Origin of the sequence: Paraburkholderia sp. RL17-337-BIB-A (assembly GCF_046025895.1) — a bacterium.
GTDB lineage: Bacteria > Pseudomonadota > Gammaproteobacteria > Burkholderiales > Burkholderiaceae > Paraburkholderia > Paraburkholderia fungorum_C.
The window spans coordinates 4,137,730-4,150,734 of record NZ_JARESY010000001.1; the positions used below are offsets into that span (position 1 = coordinate 4,137,730).

General features: G+C 61.0%; 11 protein-coding genes and 1 pseudogene. 4 read left to right on the forward strand and 8 right to left on the reverse strand.

Annotation, left to right across the window (positions count from 1 at the left end):
- Positions 1-49 precede the first annotated feature (49 nt).
- Positions 50-1,636: a S41 family peptidase gene (locus P0D84_RS18485; RefSeq protein WP_408338684.1), complete on the forward strand. Its 1,587-nt coding sequence runs from the start codon at positions 50-52 to the stop codon at positions 1,634-1,636.
- Between the two features lie 234 nt (positions 1,637-1,870).
- Positions 1,871-2,629: a HesA/MoeB/ThiF family protein gene (locus P0D84_RS18490; RefSeq protein ID WP_408338686.1), complete on the forward strand. Its 759-nt coding sequence runs from the start codon at positions 1,871-1,873 to the stop codon at positions 2,627-2,629.
- Positions 2,630-2,711: 82 nt separating this feature from the next.
- On the opposite strand, the gene ptsP is transcribed toward P0D84_RS18490, so the two are convergent.
- The 7 genes from ptsP to P0D84_RS18525 form a co-directional block, all read right to left on the reverse strand.
- Complete coding sequence (ptsP, locus tag P0D84_RS18495; RefSeq protein ID WP_408338688.1) at positions 2,712-4,460, reverse strand: phosphoenolpyruvate--protein phosphotransferase; 1,749 nt, start codon at positions 4,458-4,460, stop codon at positions 2,712-2,714.
- 295 nt (positions 4,461-4,755) lie between these two features.
- On the reverse strand, positions 4,756-5,025 hold the full coding sequence (locus P0D84_RS18500) for an HPr family phosphocarrier protein (RefSeq protein WP_054035732.1): 270 nt from the start codon (positions 5,023-5,025) through the stop codon (positions 4,756-4,758).
- Between the two features lie 117 nt (positions 5,026-5,142).
- Complete coding sequence (locus tag P0D84_RS18505; protein WP_408338690.1) at positions 5,143-5,670, reverse strand: PTS sugar transporter subunit IIA; 528 nt, start codon at positions 5,668-5,670, stop codon at positions 5,143-5,145.
- Positions 5,671-6,005: 335 nt separating this feature from the next.
- A complete protein-coding gene (gene gshB, locus P0D84_RS18510; RefSeq protein WP_408338692.1) occupies positions 6,006-6,962 on the reverse strand; it encodes a glutathione synthase in 957 nt (318 codons plus the stop codon).
- 101 nt (positions 6,963-7,063) lie between these two features.
- Positions 7,064-8,353: a glutamate--cysteine ligase gene (gshA, locus tag P0D84_RS18515; RefSeq protein WP_408338694.1), complete on the reverse strand. Its 1,290-nt coding sequence runs from the start codon at positions 8,351-8,353 to the stop codon at positions 7,064-7,066.
- A gap of 233 nt (positions 8,354-8,586) precedes the next feature.
- On the reverse strand, positions 8,587-10,104 hold the full coding sequence (locus P0D84_RS18520; protein ID WP_408338698.1) for an ammonium transporter: 1,518 nt from the start codon (positions 10,102-10,104) through the stop codon (positions 8,587-8,589).
- A gap of 43 nt (positions 10,105-10,147) precedes the next feature.
- On the reverse strand, positions 10,148-10,486 hold the full coding sequence (locus tag P0D84_RS18525; RefSeq protein ID WP_006048089.1) for a P-II family nitrogen regulator: 339 nt from the start codon (positions 10,484-10,486) through the stop codon (positions 10,148-10,150).
- A 398-nt stretch (positions 10,487-10,884) separates the two neighbouring features.
- Here P0D84_RS18525 and P0D84_RS18530 point away from each other — a divergent pair, with 398 nt between their 5' ends.
- Entirely contained in the window at positions 10,885-11,142 is a 258-nt protein-coding gene (locus P0D84_RS18530; protein WP_154564624.1) for an accessory factor UbiK family protein, read from the forward strand.
- Between the two features lie 121 nt (positions 11,143-11,263).
- Positions 11,264-12,022: pseudogene (locus tag P0D84_RS18535) on the forward strand (magnesium chelatase domain-containing protein); the annotation flags it as partial.
- A gap of 209 nt (positions 12,023-12,231) precedes the next feature.
- Here P0D84_RS18535 and P0D84_RS18540 read toward each other — a convergent pair.
- Complete coding sequence (locus P0D84_RS18540; protein ID WP_408338700.1) at positions 12,232-12,963, reverse strand: response regulator transcription factor; 732 nt, start codon at positions 12,961-12,963, stop codon at positions 12,232-12,234.
- Between the last annotated feature and the right edge of the window lie 42 nt (positions 12,964-13,005).

Sequence of the window (13,005 nt, forward strand, 5' to 3'; positions counted from 1 at the left end):
TCCCCATCTCTATCGACGCTGCCACGCGCTTCCGACCGCAACAGACTCTATGCGAAAGAACCTGAAAAATATCGGCCTGATTGCCGCGGGCCTTGCTACCGGCGTATTTGCCACCCTGCAACTTTCCGCCTCGGCCCAGCAACCCGCCAGCGCCGCCTCGAGCGCCGTTGCTCCGTTGCCACTGGACCAACTCCGGCTCTTTGCCGAAGTCTTCGGGCAAATCAAGCATGAGTACGTCGAACCGGTCGACGATAAAAAGCTCCTCACTGCCGCGATCAAGGGCATGGTGTCGAGCCTCGACCCGCACTCGTCGTATCTCGACAAGACCGATTACGAGGAACTGCAGGAGCAGACCAAGGGTCGCTTCGCGGGTCTCGGCATCGAAATTTCGTCTGAAGACGGCCTGATCAAGGTGATCTCGCCGATTGACGACACGCCCGCCTCGCGTGCCGGCATCCGGCCGGGCGACCTGATTACCCGCATCAATGACAAGCCGGTGCGCGGCATGACGCTCGACCAGGCCGTCAAGCAGATGCGTGGCGACCCGGGCACCAAGGTCACGCTTACCATCTTCCGCAAGACTGACGACCGTACGTTCCCACTCACGGTAACGCGCGCGATCATCAAGGTTCAATCGGTCAAGATGAAGATCCTTGCGCCAGGCTACGCCTATATCCGCATCACCAGCTTCCAGGAACGCACTACGCCTGATCTGGCTGCGAGGCTGCAAGACATCGCGCGTCAACAGCCGAACCTGAAGGGTCTCGTGCTCGACCTGCGCAATAACGGCGGTGGTCTGTTGCAAAGCGCGGTCGGCGTGGCGGGCGCGTTCCTGCCGCCGAATTCGGTTGTGGTGTCCACCAACGGTCAGATTCCGGATTCGAAGCAGGTCTATCGCGACACGTACGATAACTACCGCCTGCAATCGTTCGACAGCGATCCGCTGAAAGACGAAGCGCCAATCTTCAAGACCGTGCCGATGATCGTGCTGACCAACGCCTACTCGGCGTCGGCGTCTGAAATCGTCGCGGGCGCGCTGCAGGATCAGCACCGTGCGCTGATCGTCGGCAAGACCACGTTCGGCAAGGGCTCGGTGCAAACCGTCCGTCCGATGACAGCCGACACCGCGCTGCGTCTGACCACGGCGTATTACTACACGCCGAGCGGCCGTTCGATCCAGAACAAGGGCATCCGTCCTGACATCGCGGTCGATCAGTACGCGGAAGGCGATCCGGACGACGCACTGGTTACCCGCGAAGTCGACTACTCGAACCACCTTGCGAACACGCAGGATCCGAACGAGAAGAAGGAAGCGGAACAGCGCGAACAGGAGCGCATGGACCAACTGCGCCAGCTTGAAGAGCAGAACGACAAGAAGACGCCGGAACAGCGTCAGAAGGATCGTGAGCGCAAGCCGGTCGAGTTCGGTTCGACCGACGACTACATGCTGCAACAGGCGTTGAACAAGCTGGAAGGCAAGCCGGTGCAGGAATCGAAGTCGCTGACCGAGCGGCGTCTGGCGCAGAACAAGCCGGCCACGTCGGCCTCCGCGCCGGTCGCGGTGAAGCCCACGCAACCGGTACCGGGCGCATCGGGCTCGGCTCCGGCCGCGGCGCCTGCTACCCAAAGCAACTAGGCAGCAAACCCGACATGTCTTCGCAGCCGAACATGCTGCGAAGGCATGTAGCAGGACACGCTGCCGTACCCAGTGCCGCACGTACTGGCGCATGTCATGCCGCAGTCCTGCTGCAGTCTTGCAATACTCAGCACCAGTACGAACACCCGCTCCCCGCGCGACTAAAATAACGAAACCGCGCACGGCAGGCCACCGGCCCTGCATCTCATTGCGCGACACTCCACGCGCCCCGCCATGAACGACGATCAACTCCTCCGCTATTCCCGCCATATCCTCGTCGACGAAATCGGCATCGAGGCGCAGCAGCGCTTTATCGACGCGCACGCGATCATCGTCGGCGCGGGCGGCCTCGGTTCGCCTGCGGCGATGTATCTGGCGGCGGCAGGCGTCGGCCGCTTGACGCTGGTCGATGCCGATACGGTCGACCTGACCAATCTGCAGCGGCAAATTCTGCATGTGAGCGCGTCGGTCGGGCGCAAGAAGGTGGAGTCCGGGCGCGACGCGATCGCCCAGATCAATCCTGAGGTGGTGGTGAACGCAGTGGCCGAACGCGTCGACGATGCATGGCTGGATCGCGAGGTGCCGCACGCCACCGTCGTGCTCGATTGCACCGATAACTTTGCCACGCGTCACGCGATTAACCGGGCGTGCGTGAGACATCGTGTGCCGCTGGTGTCGGGCGCGGCCTTGCGCTTCGACGGCCAGATCAGCACCTTCGATTTCCGCGACGCAGCGTCGCCCTGCTACGCGTGCGTGTTCCCGGAGGATCAACCGTTCGAGGAAGTCGCTTGCTCGACCATGGGCGTGTTCGCGCCGACGGTCGGCATCATCGGTTCGATGCAAGCGGCTGAAGCGCTGAAAGTGATCGGCGAAATTGGTACGCCGCTGGTGGGCCGCCTGACAATGCTCGATTCGCTGCGAATGGAATGGAACACGATGCGCATTGCGCGCCAGCCGGATTGCCCGGTATGCGGGCAACGGCATCAGGTCTGAAGTCTGAATAAGACGCTGAAACGAAAAACGCCGCACACATTGTGCGGCGTTTTTCATTGGAACCCAATCCGGGCTTTCAGTTTCAAGCCAGCACGACTCGCTTGAGCGCCGCCTGGACTTCTTCCGGTTCAAACGAAGCCAGCACGTCGGCCACCGGCTTCTCGAGCGTCTTGAGATGCGAGCGCAGCACTTCCTGTTTGACTACCAGCAACTGGCTCGGATGCATCGAAAACTCGGTAAGCCCCATGCCGAGCAGCAGACGCGTCAACGCCGGATCGCCGGCCATCTCACCGCACACCGACACCGGCACACCCGCCCGCTTCGCCTCGCGCAGCGTGAAGGCAATCAGATGCAGCACTGCGGGATGCAGCGGGTCGTACAGATGCGCGACCGCGTTATCCGCGCGATCGATTGCCAGCGTGTACTGGATCAGATCGTTGGTGCCGATCGACAGGAAATCGAGCCGCTTGAGAAACAGCGGCAAGGCAATCGCGGCGGCCGGAATCTCGATCATTGCGCCGACCTGCACGGTCGGATCGTAGGCGATGCCGGCATCGTCCAGTTGACGCTTGGCTTCACGGATCAGGTCGAGCGTCTGATCGATCTCCTGCGCGTGCGCGAGCATCGGAATCAGAATCTTCACTTTGCCATACGCCGACGCGCGGAGAATGGCGCGCAGTTGCGTCAGGAACATCTGCGGCTCGGAGAGGCTCCAGCGAATCGCCCTCAGCCCCAACGCGGGGTTCGGGGCAGTTTCGTAGCCATCGCCCCCGCCCATCGAATCGAGCGGCTTGTCGGCGCCGACGTCGATCGTGCGAATCGTCACCGGCATGCCGTTCATCAACTCGACCGCGCGACGATAGGCGGCGAACTGCTCTTCCTCTTCCGGCAACTGGTGCTTGTGATTCATGAACAGGAACTCGGTGCGGAACAGGCCCACCCCGGTTGCGCCCGCATCGACGGCCGCGCGCGCGTCTTCCGGCAACTCGATGTTCGCGCATAGTTCAATGCGTGTACCGCACAGCGTTTGCGTCGGCGAAAATTTCAGACGCTGAAGCTTGCGTTGCTCGAGCGCTTTTTCGCTTTGGCGGTACGAATACTCCTCAAGCACGATCGGCGCGGGATCGACGATCACGATGCCATGATCGCCGTCGACAATGATCAGGTCGTCCTGGCGGATCAGCGCGCTCGCATGTTGCACGCCCACTGCGGCCGGAATACCCAGGCTGCGCGCGACGATAGCCGTATGCGAAGTACGACCGCCGAGATCGGTGACGAAACCCTGAAACGTTTGCGTCTTGAACTGCATCATGTCGGCCGGCGCGATGTCGTGCGCGACCACGATCATCTCATCGCAGGTACCGTGCACGCCGTCCACCAGCGCCACCGAGGCGCCGGCGAGCGCCTTCAGTACGCGCTCCACCACCTGTTCGATGTCGGCTTTGCGCTCGCGCAGGTATTCGTCTTCGATATCGTCGAAATGGCGCGACAGGCGCTCGAGTTGTTCGGTCAGCGCCCACTCGACGTTGTAGCGGCGCGTGCGGATCAGGTCGATGGTTTCCTGCACGAGCATTGCATCGTTCAGGATCATTGAATGAACGTTGATGAACGCGCCCATTTCGCTGGGTGCATCCGCGGCGAGATCGGCGCGCAACGCGTCGAGCTCGTAATGCACATGTTGCTGGGCCGCGCGAAAGCGCTCGATCTCGCCCTCGATCTGGGCGGGTTCGATCAGATAGTGGTCTACGTCTAGTGCTGCCGGGGCGATCAGATAAGCCCGCCCGATGGCGATACCGCGTGACACGGGAATTCCATGCAGCGTGAAGGACACGCGCACCTCCTCTAGTTGTGTGATGCCGCGGCAAACCGCTGCAATGCTCTCAGACTCTCGTCGTCATTATAAATTCCGCGCCCCGTGTAGATACGTTAGGGCTGTGTGCAGCGCAGCACAAAATACCCTAACCACCCGCGACAATGCGCCATGAGCCACCTTGCGGTCGGGCAACGTGGACCCTCCACGTGTTGCCGGCACATGCGCCGTCGCACCACTCACGCGCCGATTGTCACGCGCTAAAAAAAATGCCGCGGACATCCGCGGCATTTTGCTCAGGCAAGGAGCGCGCGAATCACTGACCCTCGCCGAATTTATCGGCGATCAGTTTCAACAGTGCGTCCATTGCTTCTTTTTCGTCGGTACCTTCTGTTTCGATCAGCACCGTGCTGCCTATCCCCGCGGCCAGCATCATCACACCCATGATGCTCTTGGCATTGATACGGCGGCCATTGCGGCTCATCCAGATTTCCGCCTGGTAGTTGCCCGCGAGTTGCGTCAACTTGGCCGACGCGCGCGCGTGCAGCCCCAGCTTGTTCACAATAGTCGTTTCCTGTTGCAGCATGTGGTGGTCCGAAGCGCGGGTAAGTGTTGTGGTGAAAGGTGAAACTGCAAATTAGTTGCAAATCGGTTGCAAGCGGGCAGCAACCCGATTGCAACCGTTTAAAGCCGTGCGATTCGCTTACAAGCCGGTCGAGCCGGCTTTCTGAGTCAAGTCGGCCTCGGGCGGTAAGGCGGGCAAACAGTCCGCCGAAGCGGCCTCGGGCGGCAAAGCCGGCAAACAGTCGCCGGATTCCGCGCAAGGCGCAACCGGCGCCGGCGTGGCGGGCCCGATTGCATGCACGCCCTTGGTGGCGCCGGCGAGCGCTTTGTCGACTAGCGTGTCGAGCGGCGTAGCGCGATAACACACCGCGCGCACCAGCATCGGCAGATTGACGCCGCATAGCACGCGGACATTCGGCTCCGACGCGAGCCTGCCGGCGATATTCGCCGGCGTGGCGCCGAACATGTCGGTGAGCACGAGCGCGCCGTTTTCTTCCTTGAGCCGCTCGATTTCGGAGTGCGCGAACGCGACCTGCTGCGCGGGATCGCAATCCGGCGATACGTCGATCACGCCGATGCGAGCCGGCAAGCCACCGTAGATGTGCGAAATGCAATCGCGCAACGCGGTGGCGAACGGAGCGTGCGCAATGATCAGAATGCCTGCCATGTCAGCCTTACTGCAAAAGAACGGCCCCGAACCATGAACCGGACGAAACCCGGTTCGCAAGCGCCCTCGACCGGCCGTGGGTCGTGAGGGCCGGAACGCATCATCTGACGAGCGGCCCGCGGCGCCGAATGTAGCGACGGCACTGGCGGAAACACTGCTCGCTTACAGTCCGCAAACCATGCCTCGTGCGTCCGGCAAACGCTATCGATCTGGCTTGGCGCGGGAGAGCGGGCATTGTAGCAGGCTCATTTTCGCGCCAAACCCGGTGTTTCGCTCGATACGGACTTACTACACAGTTTGGGAGCAATGGCGGCCATTCAAGGGCTTGTTTGGCCTCAAGCCGCTGCGCGTTCCAATGCGTCGATGAACATCGCGGCGACGTCGAAGCCAGTCTGATCCATGATCTCGCGGAAGCACGTCGGGCTCGTCACATTCACCTCGGTGAGCCAGTCGCCGATCGCGTCCAGCCCGACCAGCAGCAAGCCACGCGCCGCGAGCACCGGTGCGAGCGCGTCGGCGATCTTGCGGTCGTGCTCGGTGAGCGGTCGCGCCACACCCAGGCCACCCGCAGCGAGGTTGCCGCGCACTTCATTGCCCTGAGGAATCCGCGCGAGCGAAAACGGCACCGCTTCGCCACCGATCAGGAGAATGCGCTTGTCGCCGTCCTTGATCTCAGGGATGAATTTTTGCGCCATCACCGAACGAGCACCGTCGTGGCTCAGCATCTCGATGATCGAGCCGAGATTCATGCCGTCGGCCTTCACGCGGAACACGCCCATGCCGCCCATGCCGTCGAGCGGTTTCAGGATCACGTCGCCATGTTCTTCGTGGAAGGCACGCAAACGGGTGGCGTCGCGTGTGACCAAAGTAGGCGTCACGAATTGCGCGAACTCGCCGATCGCCAGCTTTTCCGAGTGATCGCGAATCGCCTGCGGCTTGTTGAAGATGCGCGCGCCGCCGCGCTCGGCCATTTCCAGCAGCCAGGTCGACGTCACATATTCCATGTCGAACGGCGGGTCTTTACGCATCACGACTGCGCTGAAGCTTTTCAGCGATTTCGGCGCGGCCGCTTCCGCGGCGTACCACGGCTCGCGATGCAGGTCCGTCACGTCGCCGACGATCGCAAAGCGCTGCACGTTCGCCTCGACGTCGCCGCCCGTCCACGCGAGATGTTTCGGCTGGCACGTGTAGAGCGTGTGACCGCGGCGCGCGGCTTCGGCCATCATTGCGTAGGTCGAATCTTTGTAGATCTTGAACTGCGTAAGCGGATCGGCGATGAAAAGAATGTCCATGGGAATTCCGGTGCGCCCTTAGGGCTTGGCATTGATCGTCAATAGTGTCGCTGAAAATGGCGATGGCGGCACGCATGCCGCCATCGGCCACCTCGCGAGGCTTAAACCTGAATCGCTTCCGGATCGGTCTTTTCCAGTTCGACCGATGCGGCCAGCAAGCCGAGCCGAGCCACCACGCCATACATATAGAAGCGGTTCGGCGGCGCGGCGCCAGGCTTGGCGTGCGCGTCCGGCAGCGCCGTATGCTCGAAGCCGAGCGGCACGAAGTGCATGCCGGGCGCGTTCAGATTCTGATCGCGCTCGCGGCTGCCATGCACGCGGTAGAAACCGCCCACGACGTAACGGTCGATCATGTACACGACCGGCTCGGCAACTTCTTCGCCGATGCGCTCGAAGGTGTACACGCCTTCCTGCACGATCACGTCGTGCACTTCGAGACCGTCTTTGGTGGCGGCCATCTTCGCGCGTTCGCGCTTCGTGAGCGCGGCCACTTCCGCCGCGTCGTGCACGGTCATCACGCCCATGCCGTAGGTGCCCGCATCCGACTTGATGACGACATACGGTTTCTCGGAGATGCCGTACTCGCGATACTTCTTGGCGATCTTCTTGAGCACGCCGTCGATCGCATCCGTCAGCGCTTCTTCGCCCGTGCGCTCCTGGAAATCGACGCCTTCAACATGCGCGAAGTACGGATTGATCATCCACGGGTCGATTTCGACCATCTTCGCGAACTTCTTCGCGACATCGTCATAACAGGAGAAATGCGTGGATTTGCGACGCACGGCCCAGCCGGCATGCAGCGGCGGCAGCAGATACTGCTCGTGCAGGTTTTCCAGCACAGGCGGAATGCCACCGGACAGATCATTGTTCAGCAGAATCGAGCAGGGGTCGAAGTTCTTCAGACCAAGGCGCCGTTGCGAGCGCTCGAGCGGTTCGAGCACGAGCTTCTGGCCGTCGGACAAGGCGATCGTAACCGGCCCGACGATGCTTTCGTCGAGCGTGCCGAACCGCACGTTCAAGCCAGCCTGGCGCATGATCGCGGCCAGACGGGCGACATTCTCCAGATAAAACGCGTTGCGTGTATGGCGCTCCGGAATCACCAGCAGATTCTTCGCGTCCGGGCAGATCTTCTCGATCGACGCCATCGCGGCCTGCACGGCGAGCGGCAGCACTTCCTGAGGCAGATTATTGAATGCGCCGGGAAACAGATTGGTGTCGACCGGCGCGAGCTTGAAGCCCGCGTTACGCAGGTCAACCGAACAGTAGAACGGCGGCGTGTGCTCCTGCCATTCGAGCCGGAACCAGCGTTCGATGGCGGGGGTAGCGTCGAGGATCTTCCGCTCGAGGTCGAGCAGCGGGCCGTTTAACGCCGTAACTAGGTGCGGAACCATTGATCACTCGCAGACTGGAGAAAAAAGATTGTAGAGCAAATGCTTTGCCCATTTGGGGACGGTTTCTCCATTCGCAAGCGGACGCGAATGCATTCTCGCTATCGCCATGATAGGCGGGGAAATCTACCGTTAACAAGATAAGCCGCAAGAAAAAAGCCCGCCATAAAAGGCGGGCCAAAGTCGCTGCGCTTGTTGATTCTGATCCCCAAGCCCTGGAGCTTGCGGGGGAATCCTTATTCGACGTGTTCGCCGTGCAGGGTCACGTCCAGGCCTTCGCGCTCCTCTTCTTCCGTCACGCGCAGGCCCATCACCATGTCGATGATCTTCAGCAGGATGTAGCTCACCACGCCGCTGTAGACCAGTGTGGTCAGCACGCCCTTGGCTTGCAGGATGACGCTGCCGTCCGCGCCGCCGATGTCCTTGACCGCGAACACGCCGGTCAGGAGCGCACCCACGATACCGCCGATGCAGTGCACGCCGAACGCGTCGAGCGAGTCGTCGTAACCGAGCTTGTGCTTCAGCCACGTTGCCGACCAGAAGCAGATCACGCCTGCCGCGATGCCGATCACCAGCGAACCCGTCATACCGACGAAGCCCGAAGCCGGCGTAATCGCCACCAGACCTGCCACGGCGCCGGACACGATACCCAGTACCGACGGCTTACCCTTGGTTGCCCATTCAGCGAACATCCATGCGAGTGCTGCTGCTGCGGTTGCCACTTGCGTTGCGAACATCGCGAAACCGGCACGGCCGTCTGCCGCCACTGCCGAACCCGCGTTGAAGCCAAACCAGCCGACCCACAGCATGGCGCCACCGATCAGCGTGAGCGTCAGGTTGTGCGGCGCCATCGCTTCCTTGCCGTAGCCGACACGCTTGCCGAGCACCAGCGCGCAGACCAGAGCCGCGATACCGGCGTTGATGTGCACCACCGTGCCGCCCGCGAAGTCGAGGATGCCCGCGCTAGCCAGCCAGCCGGTCGGTTCCCAAACCATGTGCGCGATCGGCGAGTAGACGATGATCGACCACAGCGTCATGAACACCAGCATCGCCGAGAACTTCATACGATCGGCAAATGCGCCTGTGATCAGGGCCGGGGTAATGATCGCGAACGTCATCTGGTAGACGACGTAGACCGTTTCCGGGATCGTCGGTGCGAGGTGGCTGACGGTCAACGTCGTGGCCTTGTCACCCTTGATGTAGTTCATGCCCGCCATGAAGAAGCGCGAGAACCCGCCGATGAACGAGTTGCCCGGCGTGAAGGCCAAGGTGTAGCCCACCACCACCCAGACGATCGACACGAGGCAGGTGATCGCGAAGCTTTGCATCAGGATCGCGAGCACGCTCTTCTTGCGGACCATGCCGCCGTAGAACAGTGCCAGACCGGGGATCGTCATGAACAGCACGAGTGCGGTGGAGGTCAGCATCCAGGCCGTGTCGCCCGAATTGATCTTCGACGAATCGACCGAGAACGGCGCGGTCGGAGCTGCCGGTGCGGCAGCAGCGGATGCGGCCGATGCATCAGGTGCGGCTGCGGCGCTGGCAGCCGGTGCGGCGGACGCGTCAGCGGCCGGTGCCGAGGCCGCTGCGGCAGCAGGTGCTGCCGAGGCGTCCGGCGCCGGCGCGCTCGCCGTCGTATCGGAAGCAGCGGCCGAGGCGGCCGCGGGGGCGGAAGCGTCGTCCGCGAGGGCGGCGCCGATACCGCCCGCGAGCAGCGAACCGGCCATCAGCATGGACATCAATAATTTGCGCATCTTCGTTTCCTCTTGTCGCTATCTGTGTCGCTATCTTTTGGTATTACAAAGCGTCCGCGCCGGTCTCCCCGGTGCGAATCCGAATCACTTGCTCGATCGGGGTGACAAAAATCTTGCCGTCGCCGATCTTGCCGGTGCGTGCCGCGCGTTCGAGCGCCTCGATCGCCTGATCGACGATGTCGTCCGAGACCGCTGCCTCGATCTTCACCTTCGGCAGGAAATCGACGACGTATTCGGCGCCCCGATACAGTTCCGTATGGCCCTTCTGACGACCGAAGCCTTTGACTTCGGTCACCGTGATGCCGGAGACACCGATGGCCGACAAGGCTTCGCGCGCCTCATCGAGCTTGAACGGCTTGATGATTGCGGTAATGAGTTTCATGAAATCCCTCGCTAAGTTGCGTAACCGTTGCTAACCCTATTTGCGTACCTTTAACCCGTTCGCGTGGTCTCGTTTTCGCTGCCGGTAGCAAGCACCCGGCAGTGCGCGCGGGGCAGTAACAGCAACTCGCATGCCATGTTGTGTCAGACTTCGCTCTCACCACGCTACAAAAGGGGCGCAAGCCGCCCTGGCCGGACGGCCAGCGTTGGCGGAGGACGGTGGCGCGGCGTATGGATCATTGCTAGAGTATTCGAAGGCTTTTAACGTTTTGAGCGCGCACCAAACGGGCTCATGCGGCAGCAGCAGACAATCGGTCATGCACCAAGATGGCCCATCAACCGTGACAAAGCACAGGCGTAACGAAACATGCACATTTTTCGTGCATCAAGGGGAACACCATGAAACAACCGAACGATGTCTTTAACGATTTTCAGGCCCGCATGAGCGAGCTGTTCAAGAACTCGCCGGCCAAAGACGTCGAACGCAACGTGAAAGCCATGCTGTCGCAGGGCTTTTCCAAGCTCGACCTGGTCACGCGTGAGGAATTCGATACGCAGACCCAGGTGCTGGTGCGCACCCGTGCGCGCCTCGAAGAACTGGAACGCCGCGTCGCCGAACTCGAACAGAAGCTGCCGGTCACCACGCAAACGCCCTGAAGCTTTGCTCGCAGCGCTTTAGCTGCGCAGTGCTGCACATCACTGGCAAGCGAGCCGTGACGTCATCAGCGTTTTAGGGGACTCGCGCGCGCCCAAGGCGCGCCGTCCGACGGGAGAAAACATGTCGCTTGCTGTGGTGCGCAGTCGCGCGCCGGCCTCTGGCCGCGCGCCCGAAGTAACTGTCGAGGTTCACCTCGCCAACGGATTACCCTCTTTTTCGATCGTCGGCCTTCCCGACCTGGAAGTGCGCGAAAGCCGCGAACGCGTCCGCGCGGCGCTGCAGAACTGCAGCTTCGATTTCCCCGTGCGGCGCATCACCGTCAATCTCGCTCCCGCCGATTTGCCGAAAGAATCCGGCCGATTCGATCTGCCGATCGCTTTGGGCATTCTCGCGGCGAGCGGGCAGATTCCGGCCGAGTCCCTCCTGAATCGGGAATTCGCGGGCGAACTATCACTGACCGGTGCGTTGCGGCCAATGCGCGGGGCTTTCGCGATGGCTTGCGGGACGGCCCGCAGCGGCGCTTCTCACGGCGCTCTGAGCGGCGTCCCCAGTGGTGCTTCAACTTTTGTTGCGTCCGGCGAGCAGGGGGCACACGAGGTGGATAGTCAGCGTACCCCGCAGCTCTATTTGCCTGCTGCCAGCGCGGCCGAGGCGGCGCTCGTGCCGGGCGTCGATGTCTATGGCGCCACCGATCTGCCGTCACTGTGCGCGCATCTGGCCGGAGCGCCCGATGCCCGGCTCTACCCTGTCGCGGCCCCCGAACTCAGCGAGACCGCACCCGCCGCTGTTCCCGACATGGCCGATGTGATCGGCCAGCGCGGCGCGCGCCGCGCGCTGGAAGTCGCTGCGGCCGGCGGACACCATGTTTTGACTTGTGGCCAATTAAACCCCATTTGTAACCGGCCTAGCGTCGCCTGCGTTCGCCCGTGGTCGCACATCCGACCAAGTGGTGGCCTCGCTATAGATAAACGCTAGATGAGTTCAACTGCCCGCAACGGGCGACTATCGGCCACTACCGGCCGTTCACCTGTCAGGCATAAATCGTCGACCTTTACGGAATGAACGGCTATTACAGCGACTTTGCTCAGTCAACAAGCATCCATCCGGTATCCGACTCCCCGAATCTGCGTAATTTCAAAACCATTGTCTTTGACAATATTCAACTTGGCTCGCAACCTTGACAGATGAGTATCTAGTGTTCTGGTTGGAAAGTTGTCCAGATTTCCCCAAAGTGCCTCATGCAAAACCTCGCGGCTGATCGCCCGCCCAAGGTTTTGGAACAGCAACAGCGCTAGCGCATATTCTTTTGGACGAAGATCAATTCTTTTATCCCGTATATCGACGAAATGATGGCGCCGATGGAATACATACAGACCAAATTGGAGCGTCGACTGTGGACTCTCTGACACCGAAGGCCCAAGTTTCTGGGGCGTTTGGAGCTGGAGACGTCTTGAAATCGCGTCAAGTCTTGCCCGAAGTACCGGGCTTGGAATTGGGGCAAAAATATAATCTATCGCGCCACCATCAAGTGCGCCAATTATTGATTCTGCCTCTTGATTTTTGGTGACAACAATTATTTTTGGCAATTCAGGGAATGTGGCGCGGAACCATCGCATCAGATCCAATCCCTGTAAATCACGAAAATTCCAACCGACAATAACAAGATCCCAATGGAACTCTTTGAGCGCACGAAACAACGACGCTGGCGTCATGAAAAATTGGTAATGCTCGACGCCGCTAGGCAGATACTCCGCTGCTTTTCGTGTTAACGTGCCCTGCTCTGGACATAAGGCAATTTTCATATAAAAAAAGAGGCGCATTCGCGCCTCTTTGAATTTGACTCACATCAAATTTAACTACGT